Raw genomic sequence first — 25,294 nt, 5'->3', positions numbered from 1 at the left:
CTGTTCACGCTGGGTTTGCTGATCGTCTATCGTCTGGGCACCTTCATTCCGGTGCCGGGGATCGACGGTCAGGCGCTGCGCGAGTTCATGGAACAAGCGGGGCAGGGCATCGGTGGGATGGTTTCGATGTTCACCGGCGGGGCGCTTGGGCGGATGGGTATCTTTGCCCTCGGCATCATGCCCTATATCTCGGCATCGATCATCGTACAGCTGCTGACCTCGATGGTGCCCGCGCTCGAACAGCTCAAGAAAGAGGGCGAGCAGGGCCGCAAGAAGATCAACCAGTACACCCGTTTCGGAACCGTCGCGCTGGCCACCGTTCAGGCCTATGGCTTGGCGGTTTCGCTGGAATCGGGCGATTTGGCTACCGATCCGGGTCTGTATTTCCGCCTGTCCACGATGATCACTCTGGTCGGTGGCACCATGTTCCTGATGTGGCTGGGTGAACAGATCACCGCGCGCGGCATCGGCAACGGCATCTCGCTGATCATTTTCGTCGGCATCATCGCCGAGGTTCCGGCCGCGCTGGCCCAGTTCCTTGCCTCGGGCCGTTCGGGCGCGATCAGCCCGGCCGTGATCGTCGGCGTGATCGTGATGGTGATCGCCGTTATCACCTTCGTGGTGTTCATGGAACGCGCTCTGCGCAAGATCCACATCCAGTACCCGCGCCGCAATGTCGGCATGAAAGTCTATGAAGGCGGTTCGAGCCACCTGCCGGTCAAGGTCAACCCGGCCGGCGTGATTCCGGCGATCTTCGCCAGCTCGCTGCTGCTGCTGCCGGTCACGATCTCGACCTTTTCGTCGGGCGCTGCAAACGGACCGATCATGTCGTGGCTGCTGGCCAATTTCGGACCGGGACAGCCGCTTTATCTGCTGTTCTTTGCGTCGATGATCGTGTTCTTTGCCTACTTCTACACGTTCAACGTGTCGTTCAAACCGGATGACGTGGCGGACAACCTGAAAAAACAGAACGGCTTTGTGCCCGGCATTCGCCCTGGCAAAAAGACCGCCGAATATCTGGAATACGTCGTCAACCGCGTGCTGGTGCTGGGTTCGGCCTATCTTGCGGCGGTCTGCCTGCTTCCTGAAATTCTGCGCGGCCAGTTCGCCATTCCATTCTATTTCGGCGGCACCTCGGTTCTGATCATCGTCTCTGTGACCATGGACACGATCCAACAGGTTCAGAGCCACCTGCTGGCGCATCAATACGAAGGGCTGATCGAAAAGTCTCAGTTGCGCGGTAAAGGCAAGAAACGCGGCAGGAAGGGACCCGCTCGTCGATGAATATCATTCTTCTGGGCCCCCCGGGGGCAGGCAAGGGTACGCAAGCACGTCACCTGGTTGAAACGCGGGGCATGATTCAGCTCAGCACCGGTGACATGCTGCGCGAGGCCCGCAGCTCGGGAACCGAGATGGGCAAGAAGGTGGCCGCGATCATGGACGCGGGAAAGCTTGTCACCGACGAGATCGTGATTGGCCTGATCGAAGAGAAACTGACCACCGAAAAGGGCGCAGGCTTCATCTTCGACGGCTTCCCGCGAACCTTGGCCCAGGCTGACGCCTTGTCGGCCCTTCTGACCAAGCTGGGCCAGTCGCTGCACACCGTGATCGAAATGCGCGTGGATGACGAGGCCTTGGTTGATCGGATCACTGCCCGGTCGACCTGTGGCGGTTGCGGCGAGGTCTACAATGACAAGACCAAACCGATCCCGGCCGATGGTAAATGCACCAATTGCGGCAAGGAAAACGATTTCGTCCGTCGTGCCGACGACAACGAGGAAAGCCTGCGCACCCGGCTTATGGAGTATTACAAGAAGACCTCGCCGTTGATTGGCTATTACTATGCCAAGGGCGATCTTCGACCGGTGAACGGGCTGGCGGACATCAAGGAAGTCCGGGCCTCGATCGCAGCCATATTGGGTTAAGCTTGCAAAGGGCTTGACGCCAAGCCCAAAAGCCCATATCGACCCCCATCCCTTTGGGGAATCAATCGCGCACGCGGGATTCGTTCCGCATGTATAGACCACCTCGAATAATGCTGAACCCTCTGGCCACACTGCCACGGTTAGGCGTTGTGAAAAAAGGTTCTGGAACTACGGAACCGCAACGAAAGGAAAGTGACACGTGGCACGTATTGCCGGCGTAAACATCCCGACTGCAAAGCGGGTACCAATCGCCCTCACATATATCACCGGTATCGGCAACACCTCGGCCAAAGCGATCTGCGAAGCCGTTGGCATCGACACGACCCGTCGCGTCAATGAACTGTCGGATGCCGAAGTTCTAGCCATCCGCGAATACATCGACGCCAACTTCACCGTCGAAGGTGACCTGCGTCGCGAAGTTCAGATGAACATCAAGCGTCTGATGGACCTGGGCTGCTATCGCGGTCTGCGTCACCGCCGCAACCTGCCGGTTCGCGGTCAGCGTACCCACACCAACGCTCGTACCCGCAAAGGCCCCGCAAAGGCCATTGCTGGTAAGAAGAAATAAGGGAGGGTCTGACTGATGGCACGTGACAAGACTCGCGTTAAGCGCAAAGAGCGTAAGAACATCGCATCGGGCGTCGCCCATGTGAATTCGACCTTCAACAACACCAAGATCCTGATCTCGGACGTGCAGGGCAACGCCATTTCGTGGTCGTCGGCCGGTACCATGGGCTTCAAGGGATCGCGGAAATCGACCCCCTACGCCGCTCAGATGGCTGCAGAAGATGCAGGCAAGAAGGCGCAGGAACATGGTGTCAAGACGCTGGAAGTCGAAGTTCAGGGCCCCGGTTCGGGTCGTGAATCGGCTCTGCGTGCGCTGGCTGCCGTGGGCTTCAACATCACGTCGATCCGCGATGTGACCCCGATCGCCCACAATGGCTGCCGCCCGCCGAAGCGCCGCCGCGTCTAACCGATCGAATTACCAGGCTGGGGCCGTGTTTTTTACACGGCCCCGGTTCGCCGTTTTGAAACCTCGGGCGTCTGCACCTGATTGGTCATGGGGCGCAGACAGGAATGGAGGGATTACATGATCCACAAGAATTGGGCAGAATTGATCAAGCCGACCCAACTGGAAGGCAAGCCGGGCAACGATCCCGCGCGGCAGGCAACCCTGGTTGCGGAGCCGCTTGAGCGTGGCTTTGGTCTGACCCTGGGCAACGCGCTGCGCCGTGTTCTGATGAGCTCGCTGCAAGGCGCCGCCATCACCAGCGTCCAGATCGACAACGTACTGCACGAGTTCAGCTCGGTCGCAGGCGTTCGTGAAGACGTCACCGACATCATCCTGAACCTCAAGCAGGTCGCTCTGCGCATGGAAGTCGAAGGGCCCAAGCGCCTGTCGATCAATGCCAAAGGCCCCGCAGTTGTCACCGCCGGTGATATCAGCGAAAGCGCCGGCATCGAGGTTCTGAACCGTGATCACGTCATCTGCCACCTGGACGATGGCGCCGAGCTGTTCATGGAACTGACCGTCAACACCGGCAAAGGCTATGTCTCGGCCGAGAAGAACAAGCCCGAAGATGCACCCATCGGCCTGATCCCGATCGACGCGATCTACTCGCCGGTCAAGAAAGTCGCCTATGACGTTCAGCCGACCCGTGAAGGCCAGGTTCTGGACTATGACAAGCTGACCATGAAGATCGAGACCGACGGCTCGATCACGCCCGAGGACGCGCTGGCCTTCGCCGCCCGCATCCTGCAGGATCAGCTGTCGATCTTCGTCAACTTCGACGAGCCGGAATCGGCCGGTCGCCAGGACGAGGACGATGGTCTGGAGTTCAACCCGCTGCTGCTGAAGAAAGTGGACGAGCTGGAACTGTCGGTCCGTTCGGCAAACTGCCTGAAGAACGACAACATCGTCTACATCGGCGACCTGATCCAGAAGACCGAAGCCGAGATGCTGCGCACGCCGAACTTCGGCCGCAAGTCGCTGAACGAGATCAAGGAAGTGCTGTCCGGCATGGGTCTGCACCTCGGCATGGATGTCGAGGATTGGCCGCCCGACAACATCGAAGATCTGGCCAAGAAATTCGAAGACGCGTTCTAAACGCGTCTTCGCCAATGCCCGGGCTGCCGGGGACCGTATGGGCATTTCCGCCCCAAGGAGAGCCGGTGACACGCATCGCCGGCCAGACAAAGCAAAACGCGAAAGAAGGAATTGAAAAATGCGTCACGCACGTGGTTACCGCCGCCTGAACCGTACTCATGAGCACCGCAAGGCCCTGTTCTCGAACATGGCCGGCTCGCTGATCGAGCACGAACAGATCAAGACGACTCTGCCCAAGGCAAAAGAACTGCGCCCGATCGTTGAAAAACTGATCACCCTGGGCAAGCGCGGCGACCTGCACGCCCGCCGTCAGGCCGCAGCTCAGCTGAAGGAAGACAAGGACGTCGCCAAGCTGTTCGAGGTTCTGGGCCCGCGCTACAAGGACCGTCAGGGCGGCTATGTCCGTATCCTGAAAGCTGGCTTCCGCTATGGCGACATGGCTCCGATGGCGATCATCGAATTCGTTGATCGTGACATCGACGCCAAAGGCGCAGCCGACAAGGCCCGCGTCGCCGCTGAAGAAGTGGACGTTGACGAAGAATAGGAACCGGCTGCATTGCCGTTTCATGGCCCCTGTCCGGATATCCCGGTCAGGGGCTTTTTCTTATGGATCGCCACGCTTGCGGCGGACATGGCAGCGGCAAGGTTTCGCGTGCTCTATTGCATTCGCGTGCCGACCTCCGCATATCTTCGGCGGATGATGAACGGAGCTGTCATGATACGCACGATCCTGGCCGTATGCCTGATGACACTGGCCACCCATGCCGGTGCCGAGACACGGGTTCCTCAGTCACAGGTCGAGATTTCCATGGGTTTTGCCCCGGTGGTCAAAAAGGCGGCCCCGGCGGTGGTGAACATTTATGCCAAGATCGTCCGGCCTGGGCGCAGCAGTCCGATTTTCACGGATCCGTTCTTTCGCGACTTTTTCGGCGGTGGGTTCGGTACACCGCGGCCGCGGGTGCAAAACTCGCTGGGGTCGGGCGTCATCCTGACCGAGGACGGCTATGTCGTCTCGAACTATCACGTTGTCGGGACCGCGACCGAGATCCGGGTCGTGACCACGGATCGTCGCGAGTTCCAGGCCGAGGTCGTTCTGGGCGACGAGGAAAGCGACATCGCCATCCTGCGCCTGCAGGACGCGCAGGGACTGCCGTTTCTGCGTCTGCGGGATTCTGACCATGTCGAGGTGGGGGAACTGGCTCTGGCCATCGGCAACCCGTTCGGCGTCGGGCAGACCGTGTCGTCTGGCATCATCTCGGGGCTGGCGCGGTCTGGCACCGCCACCGGCAATGCGCGGGGCTATTTCATCCAGACAGACGCGCCGATCAACCCGGGCAATTCCGGTGGCGCCCTGATCGACGTGAATGGTGACCTGATCGGCATCAACACCTCGATCCTGACGCGGTCGGGTGGGTCCAATGGGATTGGCTTCGCCATTCCGGCCAATCTGGTCGCAGAGTTTCTGCGGCAGGCCCAGGAAGGAAACGAAGGTTTCGTCAGCCCTTGGGCGGGTATGGCCGGACAGACCATGAGCGCAGACATCGCTGAATCCCTTGGGCTTTCGCTGCCGCAGGGCGTTGTGATCTCGGACCTCCATCCGCTCAGCCCGTTGGCCGAGGCCGGGTTGCGGGTTGGCGATATTGTGACCCACGTGGATGGCGAGGAGGTGAATTCTCCGGCTGAGATGAAGTTCCGCATGTCTGTGGCGGGTGTTGGTGGGACATCCGTTCTGACCCGGCTCCGCGGCAGCGAGCGCGCTGAGGTCGCCGTCGATCTGGTCCCCGCGCCCGAGACGCCTCCGGCCGAGGAAACCACTCTGGACGATCGCACGGTTCTTCCGGGAATGACGGTTGCGCGCATCAACCCGGCAATGATTGCCAAGATGGGTCTGCTGCTGTCGCAGACCGGTGTGGTCGTGGTCGACCCCGGCCCCTATGGCGCGCGGGCCGGGTTGCGGCCCGGCGATGTCATCAATGCCGTGAACGGGCGAAAGGCTGAACGCCCGCGTGACGTCGTTAGGGCGCTGCGCGATCCGGGGCGGCGTGTGCAGATCGACCTGGTGCGCGGTGGCAAACCCGTGTCGTTGCGGTTCAGGCTGTGACCGCATGAGTGACCTGTTCGATACCGAAGACCAGGCCTCGGAACCGGCCCCGAACCGCCCGCTGGCCGACCGGCTGCGGCCCCAGGCGCTGTCCGAGGTGATCGGGCAGCGACAGGTTCTGGGCCCCGAGGCGCCGCTGGGGGTGATGCTGGCGTCGGGCAGCCTGTCCAGCCTGATCTTCTGGGGGCCGCCTGGGGTAGGCAAAACCACGATCGCGCGGCTGCTGGCCAAGGAAACCGACCTTCATTTCGAACAGATCAGCGCGATCTTCACCGGCGTTCCCGACCTCAAAAAGGTGTTCGAGGCTGCCAAGTTGCGGCGGCGGAACGGCCGGGGGACGCTGTTGTTCGTGGACGAGATCCATCGTTTCAACAAGGCCCAGCAGGACGGGTTCCTGCCGCATATGGAGGACGGGACGATCCTTCTGGTGGGCGCGACCACCGAAAACCCTTCGTTCGAGTTGAACGCTGCCGTGCTCAGCCGCGCGCAGGTGCTGGTGCTGGAACGGCTGGATCTGGCCGATCTGGAACGCCTGACACAGCGTGCCGAAAAAGAGCTGGGCAAGGCGCTGCCCCTGACGCCCGCGGCGCGGGACGCGCTGCAGGAAATGGCGGATGGAGACGGCCGGGCGCTTTTGAACCTGATCGAACAGATCGCGGCCTGGTCGGTTGACGCGCCGCTGGACCCCGACGCGCTGGCCAAGCGCCTGATGCGCCGCGCCGCGAAATACGACAAGTCGGGGGACGAGCACTACAACCTGATCTCGGCGCTGCACAAATCGGTGCGCGGGTCCGACCCGGATGCGGCGCTGTACTGGTTCGCCCGGATGCTGACCGGGGGCGAAGATCCGCGGTACCTGGCCCGCCGCATCACCCGGATGGCGGTCGAGGATATCGGCTTGGCCGATCCGCAGGCCCAGTCGATCTGCCTGCATGCCTGGGAAGTGTACGAGCGGCTCGGGTCGCCCGAGGGTGAGTTGGCGCTGGCGCAGGCGGTCGTGTATCTGGCGCTGGCGCCCAAATCCAACGGGGCCTATGTGGGCTACAAGGCGGCGATGCGTCTGGCCAAACAGTCGGGCAGCGAGCCGCCGCCCAAACACATCCTGAATGCGCCGACCGGGTTGATGAAGGATCAGGGCTATGGCGCGGGCTATGCCTATGACCACGATGCCGAGGACGGGTTCTCGGGGCAGAACTACTTTCCCGAGACCATGAAACGCCCGGTCCTGTACCAGCCAGTCGAACGCGGGTTCGAGCGCGAGTTGAAAAAGCGTCTGGACTACTTTTCGAAACTGCGCAGTCAACGCAAGGGGTCGTGACGCAAGGTCAAATCAGGCCGTGCCGTCGCGTTCTGCGCGACACCCAAGGCGTGCCCGGGTTTCCCTAGGGTTACATGCCGCCAGGGAGGAGCGCAGATGACCGTTTCCATAGACAAGACAGACGACGTGTGGACCATCATCCACGACCGGCCCCAGGCCAGAAACGCCGTGGATGCCGAACACGCGGCAGCCCTGGCCGAGGCCTTCATCGCCTTCGAGGACAGCGCGGCCAAAGCCGCCGTGTTCTGGGGCAAAGGCGGCAATTTCTGCGCGGGCTGGGACCTCAAGATGGCAGCCACGCTGTCCGACCCGGACCTGCGCGAGCCCTATTTCGACAAGCATGCTTTTCCGATCGGGGCGGCGCCGTCGCTGCTGGGCCCGATGGGTCCGTCGCGGCTGGAATTGTCAAAGCCGGTCATCGGCGCGATCGAAGGCGCCGCTGTTGCCGGCGGCATGGAACTGGCCTTGTGGTGCGACATCCGGGTGATGGCCGAGGACGCCTATATGGGCGTCTATTGCCGCCGCTGGGGGATCACGCTGATGGATGGCGGTTCGGTGCGGCTGCCGCGGCTGGTCGGGCAGGGCAAGGCGCTTGAGATTGCGCTGACAGGGCGCAAGGTCAAGGCTGACGAGTGCGAACGGATCGGCCTGGCCGAGAAAATCGTGCCGCAGGGTGAAGCACGCACGGCGGCCGAAGCGATGGCGCAAGAGATCGCCCGGTTCCCGCAGGAGGCCGTCCGCGCCGACCGCCGCTCGATCATCGAAACCCGGGGGATGCCGATGCGCGAGGCGTTGAAGGTCGAATGGGCCAACGGACTGGACGCCATCCGCCGCGAGGGCACATCCGGCGCGGCTCGGTTTCGCGATGGGGCCGGGCGGCACGGAGATTTCACCGATATCTGAGCGGCCTTGGCCCTGCGAACCCGTCAGCCTGCTTGACTCTTGCCTTGCGGCGCGCGACAGACGCGGATGTTTTCTGAGGCACTGACACGGGCGATTTTCCGGGCGCGCAGCATCCGGTCGCAAGGGGTATTGGCATGAGCGGCGTACAGATGATCACGGTCGAGCCGGGCGACGGCGACCAGCGGTTGGACCGCTGGTTGCGGCGCCTGTTCCCGCATGTCAGCCAGGGCCGGATCGAAAAGATGTGCCGCAAGGGTGAACTGCGCGTGGACGGCGGCCGGGTCAAGGGCTCGACCCGCTTGCAGGCGGGGCAGGTGGTGCGCGTGCCGCCCCTGCCGGACCCGGATCACAAACCGGCCCCGGCCCGCCCCCGCGTGACGGATGCCGATGCGAAAATGATCCAGTCCTGCGTGATCTATCGCGACGACCACGTGCTGGCACTGAACAAGCCCCATGGCCTGCCCGTTCAGGGCGGCAGCGGCCAGGCCCGGCATGTGGACGGCCTCGCCGAGGCGCTGCGTTTTGGCTATGACGAGAACCCGCGGCTGGTGCACCGGCTCGACAAGGACACCTCGGGCGTTCTGCTGATGGCGCGTACGCGCGAAGCGGCCAAGGGGCTGACCGCGGCCTTCCGGCATCGCAACACGCGCAAGATCTATTGGGCGCTGGTGGCTGGTGTGCCGACCCCGTATCTGGGCGAGATCAAGACCGGGCTGGTCAAGGCCCCCGGCCATGGCAAGCAGGGCGAGGGCGAAAAGATGATCGCCGTCCACCTGAACGAGATCGACAGCACGCCGAGTGCCAAACGGGCCCATACGCTTTATGCCACGCTGTATCGGGTGGCGGGGCGCGCATCTTGGGTCGCGATGGAGCCTGTCACCGGCCGCACGCACCAGCTGCGCGCGCATATGGCGGCCATCGGGCACCCGATCGTCGGCGATGGTAAATATGGCGGCTCGGGTCAGGAAAACCTGGGCGACGGCTGGGGCGCACAGTTGGGCGGGGTCATCAGCAAAAAGCTGCATCTGCACGCCCGAACCGCGTCGTTCAAGCATCCGATGATCGGCAAGCAGGTCACGATCAACGCTCCGTTGCCTCCGCACATGAAGGACAGCTGGGATACTTTGGGCTGGACCGAAGATCTGGCCGCCGAGGACCCGTTCGAGGAGTTGCAATGACCGCGCCTCTGCGCCTGGTTCTGTTCGATGTCGACGGGACGCTGGTGGACAGCCAGGCCAGCATCGTGTCAGCCATGACCGCCAGTTTTCAGGCTCTGTCCCTTCCGGTGCCGGATCGCGCGGCGATCCTGTCGATCGTGGGGCTGTCCTTGCCGATTGCAATCGCACGCCTCGCGCCGGATCAGTCGCAGGCAACTCAACACCGGTTGGTCGAGGGTTACAAAGAGGCGTATCACGCTCATCGGCTTGAGATGGGGGCGGCAAGTTCTCCGCTCTATCCCGGCGCGCGCGAGGTTATCGGATCGTTGCAGGCCGTGCCCGAGATCCTTCTTGGCGTGGCGACGGGTAAATCGCAGCGGGGGTTGGATGCCTTGCTCGAGGCGCACGGTTTGGATTCGGTCTTCGTTACCCGTCAGGTGGCGGACTATCATCCATCCAAGCCGCATCCCTCGATGATCGAAACGGCGCTTTTTGAAACAGGGGTGTCGGCCGGTGATGCGGTGATGATCGGCGACACCAGCTTTGACATGGAAATGGCGCGGGCCGCCGGGGTTGCGGGGATCGGCGTGGGCTGGGGCTATCATGAACGGTCGCAGCTGGGTGCGGCGACCGCGGTGATCGACCGGTTCGAGCAGCTGCCCGGCGTCCTGTCCGCAGTCTGGGGATAACGATATGAGTGAGTGGAAACCGAAACGCTTTTGGACAGCCAGTGCCGTGGTCGCGACCGATGGCGGCTATACCGTCGAGTTGGACGGCCGCCGGGTACGGACACCGGCCAAGGCTGCTCTGGTCCTGCCCACCCGGGCCATGGCCGAGGCGGTGGCCCGCGAATGGGACGCGCAGGAAAAGGAAATCGATCCGGCGACGATGCCCTTCACCCGCTCGGCCAACGCGGCAATCGACAAGGTGCAGCATCAGCACGCGGAAGTGGCCGACATGTTGTCGGACTATGGCGATTCGGACCTGCTCTGCTATCGCGCAACCCACCCCGAAGCCCTGATCGAACGTCAGCGCCGCGAATGGGATCCCGCGCTGGACTGGGCCGCGGAAACGCTGGGCGCCAGACTGATCCCGGTCGAAGGCGTACGGCATCAGCCTCAGGCCCCCGAGGCACTGGACCGGCTGCGTCGGCAGGTTCACGACCTGGACGCGTTCCGTCTGGCGGCGTTTCACGACCTTGTGAGTCTGTCGGGTTCGTTGATTCTGGGTTTTGCCGCTGCCCAAAAGTGGCGCAACCCGGACGAGATATGGCGCATTTCTCGGCTGGATGAATCGTGGCAGGCCGAGCAATGGGGGGATGACGACGAGGCGGTCCAAGCCGCCGAACTGAAGAAGATCGCCTTTTTGCACGCGAAAACCTTCTATGATCTATCGGTTTGAGCCTTTCTGGTCCTGATTTGAGAGGCTTGGGCAGTTGCCTTGCCGGGAACATATCGTTTTCACTGATCCGACCCTTGACGTTTGTTTATGAATGCGCCCAAACTCGGGCGCACTAAAGGGGAGACACCTTTGGGGTAACCTATCCGGCTACCTTTGTGTGTCGGACAAGATCCGTCCCGGGATGGGGCGGGAAATCAGGAAGAGGTAAAAATGAAAAAATCCGTAATCTTGGGCGCGGCGACGATTGCCGGTCTTGCTGCCGGCGCGGCCGCGGCAGGAACCATGGACGACGTCAAAGCGCGCGGCAAGCTGAACTGCGGTGTGACCACCGGTCTGGTTGGCTTTGCTGCACCTGACGCGAATGGCGAATGGCAGGGCTTTGACGTTGCTGTATGCCGCGCAGTAGCCGCCGCCGTTCTGGGTGACGCGAACGCTGTTGAATTCGTTCCCACCACCGGCAAGACTCGCTTCACCGCTCTGGCTTCGGGCGAAGTTGACATGCTGGCCCGTAACACCACCTGGACCTTCAGCCGCGACGTCGACCTGAAGTTCGAATTCGTGGGTGTGAACTACTACGACGGTCAGGGCTTCATGGTTCCCAAGGCACTGGGCGTCAGCTCGGCCAAGGAACTGGACGGCGCCACTGTCTGCATCCAGACCGGCACCACCACCGAGCTGAACCTGGCGGACTTCTTCCGCTCGAACAACATCAGCTACGAGCCGGTTCCGATCGAAACCAACGCCGAAGCGCAGCAGCAGTACCTGGCAGGTGCCTGTGACGTTTACACCACCGACGCTTCGGGCCTGGCCGCAACCCGCGCCACGTTCGAAAACCCCGGTGATCACGTTCTGCTGCCCGAAATCATCTCGAAAGAGCCGCTGGGCCCGCTGGTCCGTCACGGCGACAACGAGTGGGGCGACATCGTTCGCTGGACCCTGAACGCTCTGATCTCGGCCGAAGAGCTGGGCATCACCTCGGCGAACATCGACGAGATGGCTGCAGGTACCGAGAACCCGGAAATCAACCGTCTGCTGGGTAGCGAAGGCACCCTGGGCGAGATGCTGGGCCTGGACGCACAGTGGGCCATGCGCGCCGTCAAGGCGGGTGGTAACTACGGCGAAGTGTTTGCCAAGAACATCGGTGAGGAAACCCCGATCGGTCTGGCACGCGGTCTGAACGCACAGTGGACCGATGGTGGCCTGCTGTACTCGCCGCCGTTCCGCTAAAATCCACGGAAAAGGGCGCAGGGCAACCTGCGCCCTTTTTTGCAAAACAGAATGCTACGGGCTGCTCGGGAGCGGGGAAAACCCTGCCGGGAAGGAAGCGTCCGAAAAGCACGGGGATCCCAAAATATGTCGACTATGACTGACCCACCGAAGGCTGACTTTCGGTTGTCGATGCTTATAAACGATACACGCTATCGCTCTCTTACATTTCAGGTGATCGCGGCAATCGTTATTGCGCTCAGCATCTGGTATCTTGGTAACAACCTGATCCAGAACCTTAGGGCCGCAGGGCTCAACATTTCTTATTCTTTCCTGGGCGATCCGTCCGGGTATGACATCAACCAGCGTTTGATCGAATATGACAGCCAGTCCTCGCATGGGCGTGCGGCTGTCGTCGGCATTCTCAACACGCTTTTGGTTGCATTCCTGGCTTGTATCACTGCGACGGTGTTTGGCGTGATCGCAGGCGTTTTGCGCCTGTCAAACAACTGGCTTGTATCCAAGCTGATGGCGGTCTACGTGGAAATCTTCCGGAATATTCCGGTTCTGATCTGGATCATCATCATCTTCACGATCATGACAGCCGTGCTGCCGGGACCGAGGGAGTTCCGGGGCGATAACCCAACATCCAGCATGCTGTTTGATCTGTTCGCCTTTACCAACCGCGGCGTCTATGTCCCGCGCCCTGAGTTTGCGAATGGGCTGTTCGGTTCGACCTTTCTGAATTGGCTGCTGGTCATCGCGGTTTTGGTCGCTTCCTGGTTTGCGTCTCGTGAAATTGAGAAACGCGCCACGCTCAAACAGGAACAGACGGGCGAGCGTCCAAAGACTGGCCTTGTGAAACTTGCAGTTTGGCTCGTGCCTTTTGCGCTGCTGATGATTTTGATGGGCCTGACCTGGGATGTCCCCGCGCTGAAAGGTTTCAACTTCAGCGGTGGTATCAAGGTCGGCGGTCCGCTGATCGCATTGTGGTTCGCTTTGTCGATCTATACCGGCGCCTTCATCGCAGAAAACGTACGTGCGGGTATTCAGGCGATTTCAAAAGGTCAGACCGAGGCTGCGGCCGCGCTGGGCCTGCGTCCCGGTCGGATCATGAATCTTGTGATCCTGCCTCAGGCGCTGCGGGTCATCATCCCGCCGTTGATTTCGCAATATCTGAACATCACCAAGAACTCGTCTCTGGCGATTGCAGTCGGCTATGCGGATATCACCGCAACGCTGGGTGGCATCACGCTGAACCAAACCGGTCGCGCGATCGAGTGCGTCTTGCTGCTGATGCTGTTCTATCTGACAGCCTCGCTGCTGATTTCGATGGCGATGAACATCTACAACGCATCCGTCAAGTTGAAGGAGCGCTGAGCCATGGCTGATCAAACAACAAATCCGATCGCATTTGTGGCCGACGGCACCATTCCTCCGTCGCCTCCGCCGGCAAACCAGACGGGTATCGTCAAATGGCTGCGCGAGAACCTGTTCTCGGGCGTCACAAACACGATCCTCACCCTTCTGTCGATTCTGCTGATCTATGTGCTTCTCAAGAACACTTTGCCGTGGATTCTGAACGGCGTTTGGAATGCGGACTCGCTGGCGCAATGCCGCGAGATTCTGGACGGCAAGACCGGGGCCTGTTTCGCAGTTCTGACCGAGCGCTGGCATCAACTGATCTACGGTTTCAAATATCCAGTAGAAGCGTATTGGCGCCCGAACTTAGCGTTTGTGCTGATGCTGGTCGCTGTGGCACCTGTTCTGTTCTTCGACCTGCCTCGTAAGTTGCTGCTGTTTACAGCGCTCTACCCGTTTATCGCTTTCTGGCTGATTTGGGGTGGAACCATCATGGTGCCCATCGTGGCCCTGCTGGGCTGTGTCGCGGCAGGCGTGGTGTTCCAGAAATTTGGCCGCAACAGCTTTGCAGCCGGGTTCTTTGGGGCCATTGTCGTGGCGCTGGTCGTGTGGAATGTCGGCGGGGCACTAATTCCCGAAGACGCCAACGAAGGTGCGCTGCTGACTGCGGTGCCCAGCCGTGACCTGGGTGGTTTTATGCTGAACCTGATGCTGGGCGTGACCTGTGTGTCACTGTCCTTGCCCCTAGGTATTGCACTGGCTCTGGGTCGTCAGTCCGATATGCCGCTGATCAAGTGGGTTTGCGTCATCTTCATCGAATTCATCCGTGGCGTGCCTTTGATCACGCTGCTGTTCGTGGCTTCGGTGATGCTGGCCTATTTCTTCCCGCCTGACAGCACGGTCGACCTGTTCCTGCGCGTCGTGATCATGATCACCATGTTCTCTGCCGCCTATATCGCCGAGGTGATCCGCGGCGGTCTGGCTGCGCTTCCGCGCGGTCAGTATGAGGCAGCAGACAGTCTGGGTCTGGACTACCCGCAGGCGATGCGTCTGATCATCCTGCCGCAGGCCTTGAAGATCTCAATCCCCGGTATCGTAAACGTGGCCGTTGGTCTGTTCAAAGATACCACGCTGGTTTCGGTCATCTCGATGTTCGATCTGGTGGGCATGATCCGGGGTCCCATCCTGGCGTCGACCGAATGGAACGGCGTCTATTGGGAGCTTCTGGGCTTCGCCGCGCTTCTGTTCTTCGTCGTCTGCTACGGCATCTCTCAATATTCCCAGTGGCTCGAGCGTCGCCTTGCCACGGACCATCACTAAGGAGTTCAACACATGTCTGAACTTGCAATCGACCGCGAAATTGACCGCTCTAAAATGCAGGTGAGCGACGAGGTCGCCATCGAAATCACCAACATGAACAAGTGGTACGGGTCCTTCCACGTGCTGCGCGACATCAATCTGACCGTCAATCAGGGCGAGCGGATCGTGATCGCGGGGCCGTCGGGGTCGGGCAAATCCACTCTGATCCGCTGCCTGAACGCGTTGGAAGAACACCAGCAGGGCAAGATCGTGGTGGACGGCACCGAGTTGTCGAACGATCTGAAAAACATCGACAAGATCCGGTCCGAGGTTGGCATGGTGTTCCAGCACTTCAACCTGTTCCCGCATCTGACCATTCTGGAGAACTGCACGCTGGCCCCGATCTGGGTGCGTAAAACGCCCAAGAAAGAGGCCGAAGAGCGCGCGATGCATTTCCTTGAGAAGGTGAAGATCCCCGATCAGGCGTTGAAGTATCCGGGACAGCTGTCCGGTGGTCAGCAACAGCGTGTGGCGATTGCCCGCTCGCTGTGCATGATGCCGCGGATCATGTTGTTCGACGAGCCGACATCGGCGTTGGACCCCGAGATGATCAAAGAGGTGCTCGACACGATGATCGAGCTGGCCGAGGAAGGCATGACCATGCTCTGCGTGACGCACGAGATGGGCTTTGCCCGCCAGGTGGCGAACCGGGTGATCTTCATGGATGCCGGTCAGATCGTTGAACAGAACGAGCCGGAAGAGTTCTTCAACAACCCGCAGAGCGAACGCACCAAGCTGTTCCTCAGCCAGATTCTGGGTCACTGAGGCGGGTTGAAAGCGACGTTGGAAAGGGCGGGATCACCCCGCCCTTTTTTCATTCCAGCAACGCGCGCGGCGTGACGAATTCGATCACCTGGCCGCCGTGCCAACCTATTCCGGACCAGTCCGACAGATCAAAACGAAGAACCGTGGTCGCACAGGTCGGATAGTCGAGGAACCGCGGGTGCTTCGGTGCAAACTGAGCAATACGTTCCGCGAATTCCGCGATCCCCGGATTGTGGCCCAGCAGCAGGACCGTTTGACCCGTTGCTCTGTACAGCGCCTGCCGGATCTGATCGGGCGAGGCATGATAGAGTTCGGAGAGGAACCGGATGTTGGACGCACTCAGCCCCATCCGAAGCCAGGTCTCGCGCGTGCGTTCGGATGAAGAACTCAGGACCTCGTCTGGCAAGTACCCCTTGCGCCGCAGCCAATCGCCGATGGCAGATGCCGAAGCTCGGCCGCGCTTGTTCAACGGTCGGTCATGATCGGGCAGGCCGGGATGGTCCCAACTGGATTTTGCGTGGCGGGTCAGGATAAGCGTGCAGGTCATTCCGGGTGAAAGGCTTTCATGTGATGGGCGGATTGCTCGACCCGACGTCCGGCCCCCGCGCTGAGCGGACAGGCCAGCCGGGCCGCGCATCCCTGTGTCTTGCAGGCCTGACCAGGCGGAGTTCTCAAGTAGCCGTGGCAAGCGTCGACGTCGTAGAACGTCTTGGCATTCAAGGCCCCGACCGGGCAGGCCGATGCGCAGGGCGCAGGGCAATTGATACATGGTGACGGGTTGACTGCGACGGGAATGTCGAACTCGTGATCAAAATGCAGGGCCCCACGGAATGAAATCATCATTCCCACCGTGTCGTGCACCAGCGCGCCCACCGGGCTTTGAAACGTACGTCCCGATTTCAACGCCCAATCTATGAATGGCGAATACGGGGGGCCGCCGAACGGATACCACGCCTGGGCGCCCAGGTTTTCCGCAAGGGTGCCGACCACTCGGAGCGACCAACGGTCGACCGGGTCCGGCTTGCCGTCCAACCACTCGGCCGAAGCGGTAAGGACCGGCCAAAAGCTGCTGCCTGCCCCGAGCAGAATAAGCGTGCCACTATCCAACTGTTTGGCGCCACTCACCCGCGGGTGTTGCGCGCCCATGACGATCAGGCCCGCGGCCTCGGATGTGGGCACCACTTGATCATAGGTCACTTGCGTCGAAACGGCAGAGCGAGGCTCCACCCCAGCTTCGTCGGTCGATCGTCCTGCCATTCAAGCCCCACCGTCATGTCGTCGTGGCCGGCCTCGGGCTGTGCCACATACGTCCCCATCAAACGATCCCAGATGGATAATGCAAAGCCATAATTGCTGTCATGTTCCCTGCGCAGCACCGAATGGTGGACCCGGTGCATGTCCGGTGTGACCAGTATTCGGCGCATGGCGGCATCCACGGCGGCGGGCAGACGGATGTTCGAATGGTTGAACAAAGCCGTGCCGTTCAGCAGGACTTCGAACAGGATGACCGCCAGCGTGCTGGGCCCCAGCAGGTAGACGAGACCGATCTTCAAACCCATCGACAAGGCGATCTCGACCGGATGAAAGCGAACGGCCGTAGTGACATCCATATCCCGGTCGGCATGGTGCACACGATGAAGACGCCACAGGATCGGCACCTTGTGGGTGATCAGATGTTGCGCCCAGATGGCGAAATCCAGCACCAGGACACAAAGGGTGACCTCGACCCATTTGGGCCAGTCCAGAGCGTTGAAAACTCCGACGCCCAACCGGCCGGCATCCAAGGCGGCCCCGACGGCCAGCAAAGGGAACCCGATCGCCATCGCCCGCAGTGTCAGTGTGTTCAAAAGGGTGACCGACAGGTTGGTCAGCCAGCGGCTCGATCGAGGCACGCGTAGCGGGCGGCGCGGGGCAAGCCTTTCGGCCAATGCGAAGGCCAGAAACAGCGTCAGAAAGATGCCCAAGCGGATGATGAGTTCACGCTCCATGCATTCAAATTTAAGCATGTGAATGTGAACTGCAAGGGCGGGCTTGCTCGCTTCAGTCGGGGCGGATCAGAGACCCCGCACCATGTTCGGTGAACAATTCCAGCAGCACGGCATTGGGGGCACGGCCGTCTAGAATGACCACGGCGCGCACGCCGCTGTGCAGCGCGTCCAGCGCGGTTTCGGTCTTAGGGATCATACCGCCGGCAATGGTGCCGTCGCGGGTCATTTCCCGGATCTGGCCCGCCTTCAGTTCGGTCACGACCTCTCCGGCGGCGTTCTTGACGCCCGATACGTCGGTCAGCAGCAGCAGGCGGTCGGCCTTCAGCGCCGAGGCAATCGCTCCGGCAGCGGTATCACCGTTCACGTTGAACGTCTCGCCATTGCGGCCCGCCCCCAGCGGGGCGATCACCGGGATCACGTCATGCGAGAACAGATCATGCAGGATCTTGGGGTTCATTTCGGCGGGCGTGCCGACATAGCCCAGCGACGCATCGGTCTGCTCACAGGTCATCAGGTTGGCATCCTTGCCCGACAGGCCGACGGCCGTTCCACCCTGGGCATTGATGGCCTGCACGATGCGCTTGTTGACCACGCCGGACAAAACCATCTCGACCACTTCGACCGTGGCGGCATCGGTGACGCGCTTGCCGTTCACGAAGTCCGACTGGATGTCCAGCTTGTCCAGCATCGCGTTGATCATCGGCCCGCCGCCATGCACGACCACCGGGTTCACGCCGACCTGACGCATCAGCACCACGTCGCGGGCAAAGCTCTCCATCGCTTCGTCGCTGCCCATGGCGTGCCCGCCCAGCTTGATCACGACGATTGCCCCGTCATAGCGCTGCAGATAGGGCAGGGCGCTGTTGAGCGTGGCGGCGGTTGCTATCCAATCCCGGTTCATGTCCTGTTTCTTCATGGCTGTCGTCCCTCTGGCCTTCCCTGTTAGGGCCTTTGGCCGGACCTGCCAAGCCCGGAACGGGTAGGCCGCAGGTTTTGTTGCGTGGCGCGCCAAAAGGGGGACGCTGCCGCGCCACGCAACCGGGCGGCACCACGGGGGCGCCGCCCGAACCGGTCAGCTGAAGGCGCGCCGAACCGCGGGGATGTTGCTGACCACCAGCAGGTCGACGGCCAGCACCGCAAGCAGCGTCAGCCCGACCAGCGGAAAGGCCATGGCCGTGAACAGCCCGACCAGCACCGCGCCCTTCCACAGGGGCATCTCGGCCGGCATCGGCGGCGCCGCCAGACGGCTGGCGCCGGACGGCCGCCGCTTGATCCACATGACCACGCCGGACACGCAGACAAAGATCACCGACAGGCAGAACACCACGTTCAGGACAAAGTTCCACAGACCCGCCAGACCCATATGCAGCGGAATGCCCACCGCCATTGCCTTGCCCATCAGCGAGTAGTCCTGAAACCGCACGTCGGCCAGGATCTTGCCGGTGTACTGGTCGACATGGACGGTGCGGTCTTCGGTGGCGTCGGCCGAATCGCCGCTCATGCTGTCGCGGTTCAGGGTCCAGACGCCCGTGTCGCCGTTGGGATAGGCGACGCGGAACCGGTTCTGCGTGCCCAGGGACTCACCCAGCGCAACCATCGCATCAATATTGACCGCAACGCCCGCAGGTACGCCGGCAACGCCTGCCTCCGAACCCGAAGCCGGCATCGGTGTCTGTTCCAGTGCCCAGGGCACGTCGTTCTGGCTGCCGTGGTTCATGCTGGCATGCAAATCGTCCGACAGTGGGACATTATCCCATTTCTCGGCCGGAAAGCTGCTCCAGGCCTGCACGAACTTGCCGCCCCAGATCCCGGTCCAAGACATGCCCGAAATCAGGAACCCGACCAGCAGAAGCGACATCCAGAACCCGGTGACCGCGTGCAGCGATTTCCACAGGGCCCGGCCCCGCGCCCGCAGGTCGGGCACCAGGGCCGCCACGACGTTGCCGCGCGGCCACCACATGTAAAGGCCGGTGAACACCAGCAGCAGCGCCATCCCGGCCGCGATTTCCAGAATCCGGTCGCCGGTATCGCCCATCAGCAGGGTGGAGTGGATGTTGTCGGCCAGATCGTACCACCCCGCGCGACGGTCCCAGACCTGGATCACCTCGCCGGAATACTGGTCGATCGCCACCATGCGCTGGCCGGTTTCGGCCTTGACGCGGAACACGGTTGCCAGATCCGGCGCCTTGGGGCCGATCCATTCGACCACGCGGCCCGGAACGCGGGCCTGCACCAGATCGGCCAGTTCGGATGCGGGCATCGCCTGGCCCGTGATCTCGACCGCGATCTTTTCTCCGTCGCGGCCATCGGCTTGGGTAATGAACATCATCATCAGGCCGGTCACAGCCAGGATGATCAGGAAGGGGACAACAAAAAGTCCCGCATAGAAGTGCCACCGCCAGGCGGCCCTATAGAATTTTTGCGCATGCTCGCGCCGGGCCGCCTGCGCGCCCCCGGTTTGGCTGTCTTGTGCCATTTCAGTCTCCAGAAATTCGGAACGTCCCCGGCCAGCGGCCGAGGTTTCAGGTCTTGTTCGCGGATTCAGGAGAGGTGGGGCGGACCCCGCGCGTCATACCGGGCGTGGAACCCGGCGCTGCGATGAGTGAAATCCACATGCGCCCAACGCGCGGCAATCGGCCAGTCGGCGGGCAGTACCGTTCCCACTTCGGCCAATTGGCCTGCCAGAACAATCCCGCCATAGGGGCAGGCGCTGCGTTCGTCGGTTTCGTTGTGGTCCGGGGCGTCCTCGCCCGGGTCGATCCAGCGCTCGACCGGTCCGTCGCCGGTGCAGATCACCATCAGGATCGCCCCGTCCGAGCTGCGCGTGGGCATCCAGCCCATCGGGATTGCACCGGATACCATCACGGCAACCAGCGTCAGCACCGATATGACGCGGATCAGCAGCATCATTCCAGGTTGGCGATGATCGAACGCAGCGTCGGGATGCCGTCGCCCTTCTCGGACGAGGTCAGCACGATCTCGGGATAGGCGGCGGGGTGTTTGGACAGGGCGCCGCGCACCTGTTCCAGAACCTTTTCCCGGTCCTTGGCCTTGACCTTGTCGGCCTTGGTCATCACGCATTGAAAGGTCACGGCGCTGGTGTCCAGCAGCTTCATGATCTCGTCATCCACGGGTTTCACGCCGTGGCGGGAATCGATCAGCACGAAGGCCCGGCGCAGGGTCTGCCGCCCGCTCAGATACTGTTTCAGAAGGCGTTGCCATTTCTCGACCACCTTGACCGGCGCATTGGCATAGCCATAGCCGGGCAGGTCAACCAGATACAGGTCGGGGCCCTGGGTGAAGAAGTTGATCTCTTGCGTGCGGCCCGGCGTGTTCGAGGCGCGGGCCAACCCCTTGGTGCCGGTCAGAGCGTTGATCAGGCTGGATTTACCCACGTTCGACCGGCCGGCGAAACAGACCTCAAGCCGGTCGGGGGCGGGCAGGCCGTTCATCGCCACCACGCCCTTGACGAACTCGGACGGTCCGGCAAACAGCTTGCGGCCGGCCTCTTTTGCCTGCTCGTCGGGATCGGCCGCCAGGGGAAATGGCAGAGCTGTCATAGAACCTGCACCTTGTCTCCGGGGCGGATCGTGCCTTGGCGAATGACTTCGGCGTATACTCCGAAATCCTGATGGTCCCAGCTGCGCAGAGCGCCTAGCGTATCCGCGTCCCGCACTCCGGTGTCGGGGTTCGCAGTCGTTGCCATGCAGCGCGTAATCCGTTCGCGCACGTGAAATACGGCCTCGCCGATCTGCACATCCTTATCCAGCCAATCGAATTCTTCCCAAAGAGGAAGGCCATCGAACCAGATGTTGCCACGCCAGCGGCAAATCGACAGTTCGCGGCCCAGACGCTGCTCGACCGCCCGGTGCGAGGCTATGTTGCACAGGCTGACCGAGGGATAGTCACTGTCGGTCATACCACGGCCGGGAACCCGGACGATCCGTGCAGATGCGGCGCGGTCGGTGGGCATCAGCGGGCGGACCCACTCCAGAAACAGGTCTTGTTCTGTGTCCGGGCGAAAGATCAGTTCGGGCCGATCCGGGTGGCTGAGGGTCACGCGATCCCCGTCCAGAACGGCCGATATCGCCATCAGCTGGGGCGCCTTCGAGCCGCGGCTGAAATTGGCGCAGGGCGCCCACTCGGATCCGTCGGCCTTGGACATCTCATGCGCCACCGCCCAAACGCGATCCCCGGGCATGGTCTGCCCGGGGATAACGGTGACTTCCTGCAGGGATTCTCTGCCATGGCTTTTGATCGGATGGCGCCAGATCTGCGTGACTTGCCCGGTCATTTCTTGTCCGTCTTGGGGGTTTTCTTGAACCCCGACTTGATGTTGCCAAACACATCCGGCGTATAGCCCTGGCTGCGCATGATCAGGTATTGCTGGGTGAACGTGATGGTGTTGTTTGCGATCCAGTAAACGACCAGCCCGCTGGCAAAGCTGCCCAGCATGAACATGAATACCCATGGCATCCAGGCAAAGATCATGGCCTGGGTCGCGTCGGTGGGCGCCGGGTTCAGCTTTTGCTGCAGCCACATCGAGATCCCCAGCAGCAGCGGTAGGATGCCGATGAAAATCGTCGCCATCAGCGTGCCCGGCTCAGGTCCGGCCCACGGCAGCCAGCCGAAGAAGTTGATGATCGAGGTCGGATCCGGCGCACTCAGGTCCCGGAAAGGACCGAACCAGGGGGCTTGCCGAAGTTCGATGGTGACGAAGATCACCTTGTAGAGAGAAAAGAAGATCGGGATCTGCAGCAGGATCGGTAGACAGCCGGCGGCCGGGTTGACCTTTTCCTTTTTGTACAGCTCCATCATGCCCTGCTGCATCTTCTGACGGTCGTCGCCGGCAGCTTCTTTCAGGGCTTCCATCTGTGGCTGCAATTCCTTCATCTTCGCCATCGAGACGTAGGATTTGAACGCCAGCGGGAACAGGATTGCCTTGATGATCAGGGTCAGCCCGATGATCGACCAACCCATGTTGCCGATCAGGGCGTTGATGTTGTGCAGCAGCCAAAAAATCGGCTTGGTCAGGAAGAAGAACCAACCCCAGTCAATGCTGTCGATAAACTTCTGAACGCCCTGGGCCTGATATTCGCGGATGGTCTCCCATTCCTTGGCCCCGGCAAACAGTCGGGTGGTAACCTCGGCGGATTCGCCGGGGGCAACTGTCATCGTCGGCAACACCGTTTCGGCCTGGTAGATCTTCCGACGCGCGTCATATTTCGCGGCCGCCTTGAAAGCCGACCCCGGATCGGGGATCAGCGTGGTCATCCAATAATGGTCGGTAAAGCCGATCCAGCCGTTTTCCTTGACCTGATAGACCTCGGCCTGTGCCCGTTCGTTGGGGTCGATGTCGAAATCGCGGACATCGCCATAGTCGACCTCGGACAGGGTCCCGTCGGCCATGCCGATCACACCTTCATGCAGGATGAAGAAGTTCTTCAACCCCGGCAGATCGCCATCCTCGCCGATGCCGTGGCGGGCCAGAATGCCGTATGGGGCCATTCCGACCTCGGCTCCGGTGCCGTTTTCGACGGATTGGGTCACGGTGAACATGTAATCCGCATCCACACCGATCGTGCGGCGGAATGTCAGGCCCGCGCCATTTTCCCATTTCAGGGTTACTGGGCTGTCTACCGACAGGGTCTGGCCCTGTTCCAGTGTCCAGATGGTATTCGGGCCCGGCACGTCCGAACCAGCCAAACCGGCACCGGGTGCCCACCCGTAGAGGGCGTAATAGGCCGAATTGGACCCAACGGGCGACAGCAGTTCGACGATCGGCGCGCCTTCGTCGATCGAGACCTTGTAGTCTTTCAGATACAGTTCGTCGATCCGTCCACCCGAAAGCGACAGGCTGCCCGACAGACGCGGCGTGTCGATTTGGATCCGCGGCGCGGTGGCTTCCGGCAGGGTTTCCTCTGCGGTGGCGGTTGCCTCGCCGACAGTCGTGCTTCCGGCGCTGGGCGTCTGAATCTCTTCTCCCTCCGAGGCGCTGATTTCAGCCTGCTCAGGCGTTGTGGTCGGTTCCGGTGGGGGGAACAGCACAAACCAGACCAGGATCACAAGGAAACTAAGCGCGGTTGCAAGGATGAGATTCTTGTTCTGATCGTCCATCTGGGACAGCCACCTTGAGCAGTGAAAGACACCGCAGGGTTCAACAGAGTGCAGCCCAAAAGGTCAAGCGGAATCGCCCCGGAAATCGTGAGTGTAGGGCAATCCAGCCCCCGAAATCAGGATTTCCGGCCCATTTCGCGGCCAATCCGCGGTGCGCCTCCCAGTTTCGCGCGGCGGTCCTTGATCCAGTCGAGCGTATGCTCGACCGGCATCGGCTTGCCGATCCCAAACCCCTGGACATGGTGACACCCCAATTGCGCCATCAGCGCGTGCTCGCCGGGGGTTTCCACCCCCTCGGCCAGGGTTTCAAGGTTCAACCTCTCGGCCATCATCAGAATGGCGCTGACCATTTGCTGCTGGGACGGATCCCGGTCCGCACTGGACACGAAAGACCGGTCGATCTTGATGCGGGAGACATCAAAGCGTTTGATCGACGAAAATGATGCGTGACCAGTGCCGAAATCGTCCAGATCGATGCAACAGCCGAGCTTGGACAACTGGGTCACGTTGCGGGTGATGACATCATCGGGGCGGCGCGAAAAAACGGTTTCAAGGATTTCCACGGCCAGCCGGTCCGGCGAAAGGTCGAACTGGTCCAACTCCCATCGCACCCGGTCAACAAGTGAGGGGTCCCGCAATTCGTCCGACGAAAAGTTGATGCAGATCCGAGGAATGACGGCACCAGCGCAGTCCCAGTCACGCATCGCGCGAAAGGCTTGGTGGCGGATCGTCTGGCCCAGCTTGGGCATCAGCTTGGCCTGTTCGGCAAAAGGCAGAAACACCTGCGGCCCCACAACTCCCTTGGAAGGGTGCACCCACCGAGCAAGGGCCTCAAACCCGGTGATGTCGCCAGTGTCCGTTGAAACCTGTGGCTGAAACCATGGGCGGATCTGACCGGTTTCCAGAGCGGTCTCCAACTCCTTGCGGAAATTGATATGGGCGACTGATCTGCGTCGCGTGGCCTCGGAGTAGGCGCGGATCGTGGAAGGCCCGTTCCGCTGTGCTTCGGCCAGCGCGGCCCGAGCGGCCTCGATCCAGCTGTCCGGCGCTTCATCGGCAACGGCAGAGTGCAGGCAAAATCCAGCAGAGCAGGACAGATAGAGGCTGGCATTGTCCAAAGGGATCGGTTCCTCCACCGTGCTTTGTATGCGTCCCGAGGTTTGGATGCAGCTCTCCAGGTCCAGATGCCGTGAGGGGCGCAACCCGATCAGGAAGGTGTTTCTAGATAGGCGTGTTGCAATATCCTCGCTTCGGATCACCGCCAGAATGCGGTCGCAGAAGCGCCCTGCCACATAGTCGGCTGCCGCAGTGCCGTGCAGCTCTTCGACATCGTCGAAATCATCCAGTGACACAACGATGCAGGCTGAATCCTCTCCGGTTGCCCGCGATGTGCTGTGCAGGTACTCCATCTCGGCGTAGAAAGCATCGCGTGGCAACAGCCCCCTGGGCCGCATGTGCGTCGCCGAACCAAGACCTGCACCCGGTTGAAGCCGTTGGGCAGCCGAAAGCAACAAGGGCAGCCCCAGGGCGACAACGACCAATGCCGTGTCGCCGCCCAGCCAGAAAGCAGCCAGGCACAATGCAG

The 25,294-nt window shown here is 61.5% G+C and carries 26 protein-coding genes; 16 read left to right on the top strand and 10 right to left on the bottom strand.

Annotation, left to right across the window (positions count from 1 at the left end):
* The 16 genes from secY to AC2FM5_RS13370 all read left to right on the top strand — a co-directional run.
* Window positions 1–1,284, top strand: a 1,284-nt coding sequence (gene secY / locus AC2FM5_RS13445; RefSeq protein WP_496736159.1) for a preprotein translocase subunit SecY, incomplete at its 5' end; no start/stop codon positions are given.
* A complete protein-coding gene (locus tag AC2FM5_RS13440; protein WP_170343464.1) occupies window positions 1,281–1,925 on the top strand; it encodes an adenylate kinase in 645 nt (214 codons plus the stop codon). The genes secY and AC2FM5_RS13440, both read left to right, overlap by 4 nt.
* A 199-nt stretch (window positions 1,926–2,124) precedes the next feature.
* The gene (rpsM, locus tag AC2FM5_RS13435; protein ID WP_093965378.1) at window positions 2,125–2,493 is read left to right on the top strand and encodes a 30S ribosomal protein S13; all 369 of its coding nucleotides are present in this window, start codon (window positions 2,125–2,127) and stop codon (window positions 2,491–2,493) included.
* A 15-nt stretch (window positions 2,494–2,508) separates the two neighbouring features.
* The gene (gene rpsK / locus AC2FM5_RS13430) at window positions 2,509–2,898 is read left to right on the top strand and encodes a 30S ribosomal protein S11 (protein WP_008757289.1); all 390 of its coding nucleotides are present in this window, start codon (window positions 2,509–2,511) and stop codon (window positions 2,896–2,898) included.
* A 117-nt stretch (window positions 2,899–3,015) separates the two neighbouring features.
* The gene (locus AC2FM5_RS13425) at window positions 3,016–4,032 is read left to right on the top strand and encodes a DNA-directed RNA polymerase subunit alpha (RefSeq protein WP_170342951.1); all 1,017 of its coding nucleotides are present in this window, start codon (window positions 3,016–3,018) and stop codon (window positions 4,030–4,032) included.
* A gap of 118 nt (window positions 4,033–4,150) precedes the next feature.
* The gene (gene rplQ, locus AC2FM5_RS13420) at window positions 4,151–4,576 is read left to right on the top strand and encodes a 50S ribosomal protein L17 (RefSeq protein WP_093965383.1); all 426 of its coding nucleotides are present in this window, start codon (window positions 4,151–4,153) and stop codon (window positions 4,574–4,576) included.
* A 171-nt stretch (window positions 4,577–4,747) separates the two neighbouring features.
* A complete protein-coding gene (locus tag AC2FM5_RS13415; RefSeq protein ID WP_496736155.1) occupies window positions 4,748–6,133 on the top strand; it encodes a trypsin-like peptidase domain-containing protein in 1,386 nt (461 codons plus the stop codon).
* 4 nt (window positions 6,134–6,137) lie between these two features.
* Window positions 6,138–7,451, top strand: coding sequence for a replication-associated recombination protein A (locus tag AC2FM5_RS13410; protein WP_496736153.1), 1,314 nt, complete (start codon window positions 6,138–6,140; stop codon window positions 7,449–7,451).
* Between the two features lie 96 nt (window positions 7,452–7,547).
* A complete protein-coding gene (locus AC2FM5_RS13405) occupies window positions 7,548–8,354 on the top strand; it encodes a crotonase/enoyl-CoA hydratase family protein (RefSeq protein WP_170343468.1) in 807 nt (268 codons plus the stop codon).
* A gap of 134 nt (window positions 8,355–8,488) precedes the next feature.
* A complete protein-coding gene (locus AC2FM5_RS13400) occupies window positions 8,489–9,532 on the top strand; it encodes an RluA family pseudouridine synthase (protein WP_170589869.1) in 1,044 nt (347 codons plus the stop codon).
* The gene (locus AC2FM5_RS13395) at window positions 9,529–10,200 is read left to right on the top strand and encodes an HAD-IA family hydrolase (RefSeq protein ID WP_170601357.1); all 672 of its coding nucleotides are present in this window, start codon (window positions 9,529–9,531) and stop codon (window positions 10,198–10,200) included. The genes AC2FM5_RS13400 and AC2FM5_RS13395 overlap by 4 nt, the downstream gene beginning before the upstream one ends.
* Before the next feature lie 4 nt (window positions 10,201–10,204).
* The gene (locus AC2FM5_RS13390) at window positions 10,205–10,912 is read left to right on the top strand and encodes an ATP12 family chaperone protein (protein WP_496736150.1); all 708 of its coding nucleotides are present in this window, start codon (window positions 10,205–10,207) and stop codon (window positions 10,910–10,912) included.
* Between the two features lie 210 nt (window positions 10,913–11,122).
* On the top strand, window positions 11,123–12,139 hold the full coding sequence (locus AC2FM5_RS13385; RefSeq protein WP_093965393.1) for an amino acid ABC transporter substrate-binding protein: 1,017 nt from the start codon (window positions 11,123–11,125) through the stop codon (window positions 12,137–12,139).
* Window positions 12,140–12,265: 126 nt separating this feature from the next.
* A complete protein-coding gene (locus AC2FM5_RS13380; protein WP_170361668.1) occupies window positions 12,266–13,498 on the top strand; it encodes an amino acid ABC transporter permease in 1,233 nt (410 codons plus the stop codon).
* 3 nt (window positions 13,499–13,501) lie between these two features.
* Window positions 13,502–14,800, top strand: coding sequence for an amino acid ABC transporter permease (locus tag AC2FM5_RS13375; RefSeq protein WP_170342939.1), 1,299 nt, complete (start codon window positions 13,502–13,504; stop codon window positions 14,798–14,800).
* A 12-nt stretch (window positions 14,801–14,812) separates the two neighbouring features.
* On the top strand, window positions 14,813–15,604 hold the full coding sequence (locus AC2FM5_RS13370) for an amino acid ABC transporter ATP-binding protein (RefSeq protein WP_170361666.1): 792 nt from the start codon (window positions 14,813–14,815) through the stop codon (window positions 15,602–15,604).
* Between the two features lie 49 nt (window positions 15,605–15,653).
* Here AC2FM5_RS13370 and AC2FM5_RS13365 read toward each other — a convergent pair whose 3' ends face one another.
* The 10 genes from AC2FM5_RS13365 to AC2FM5_RS13320 all read right to left on the bottom strand — a co-directional run.
* A complete protein-coding gene (locus AC2FM5_RS13365; protein WP_170361664.1) occupies window positions 15,654–16,151 on the bottom strand; it encodes a SixA phosphatase family protein in 498 nt (165 codons plus the stop codon).
* Window positions 16,148–16,801 carry a ferredoxin gene (locus AC2FM5_RS13360; protein WP_496736146.1) on the bottom strand — a complete coding sequence of 218 codons (654 nt, stop codon included), beginning with the start codon at window positions 16,799–16,801 and terminating at the stop codon, window positions 16,148–16,150. Before AC2FM5_RS13360 ends, AC2FM5_RS13365 begins: the two co-directional genes overlap by 4 nt.
* The gene (locus AC2FM5_RS13355) at window positions 16,798–17,592 is read right to left on the bottom strand and encodes a sterol desaturase family protein (RefSeq protein WP_496736160.1); all 795 of its coding nucleotides are present in this window, start codon (window positions 17,590–17,592) and stop codon (window positions 16,798–16,800) included. Before AC2FM5_RS13355 ends, AC2FM5_RS13360 begins: the two co-directional genes overlap by 4 nt.
* 52 nt (window positions 17,593–17,644) lie before the next feature.
* The gene (gene argB / locus AC2FM5_RS13350; protein ID WP_170361663.1) at window positions 17,645–18,508 is read right to left on the bottom strand and encodes an acetylglutamate kinase; all 864 of its coding nucleotides are present in this window, start codon (window positions 18,506–18,508) and stop codon (window positions 17,645–17,647) included.
* Between the two features lie 156 nt (window positions 18,509–18,664).
* Window positions 18,665–20,068, bottom strand: coding sequence for a PepSY-associated TM helix domain-containing protein (locus tag AC2FM5_RS13345; RefSeq protein ID WP_496736143.1), 1,404 nt, complete (start codon window positions 20,066–20,068; stop codon window positions 18,665–18,667).
* Window positions 20,069–20,133: 65 nt separating this feature from the next.
* Window positions 20,134–20,502 carry a DUF2946 family protein gene (locus AC2FM5_RS13340; protein WP_496736141.1) on the bottom strand — a complete coding sequence of 123 codons (369 nt, stop codon included), beginning with the start codon at window positions 20,500–20,502 and terminating at the stop codon, window positions 20,134–20,136.
* Entirely contained in the window at window positions 20,499–21,152 is a 654-nt protein-coding gene (gene yihA / locus AC2FM5_RS13335; protein ID WP_480697584.1) for a ribosome biogenesis GTP-binding protein YihA/YsxC, read from the bottom strand. Before yihA ends, AC2FM5_RS13340 begins: the two co-directional genes overlap by 4 nt.
* Window positions 21,149–21,886 carry an MOSC domain-containing protein gene (locus tag AC2FM5_RS13330; protein WP_170368027.1) on the bottom strand — a complete coding sequence of 246 codons (738 nt, stop codon included), beginning with the start codon at window positions 21,884–21,886 and terminating at the stop codon, window positions 21,149–21,151. Before AC2FM5_RS13330 ends, yihA begins: the two co-directional genes overlap by 4 nt.
* Window positions 21,883–23,709: a membrane protein insertase YidC gene (yidC, locus tag AC2FM5_RS13325; protein WP_496736139.1), complete on the bottom strand. Its 1,827-nt coding sequence runs from the start codon at window positions 23,707–23,709 to the stop codon at window positions 21,883–21,885. Before yidC ends, AC2FM5_RS13330 begins: the two co-directional genes overlap by 4 nt.
* Before the next feature lie 116 nt (window positions 23,710–23,825).
* A partial coding sequence (locus tag AC2FM5_RS13320; RefSeq protein WP_496736137.1) for a putative bifunctional diguanylate cyclase/phosphodiesterase occupies window positions 23,826–25,294 on the bottom strand: 1,469 nt, incomplete at its 5' end.

Source organism: Ruegeria sp. BHSA162, from assembly GCF_059613385.1.
The sequence above is the reverse complement of the archived record's forward strand: the minus strand, read 5'-3'. Positions and strand labels throughout refer to the sequence as shown.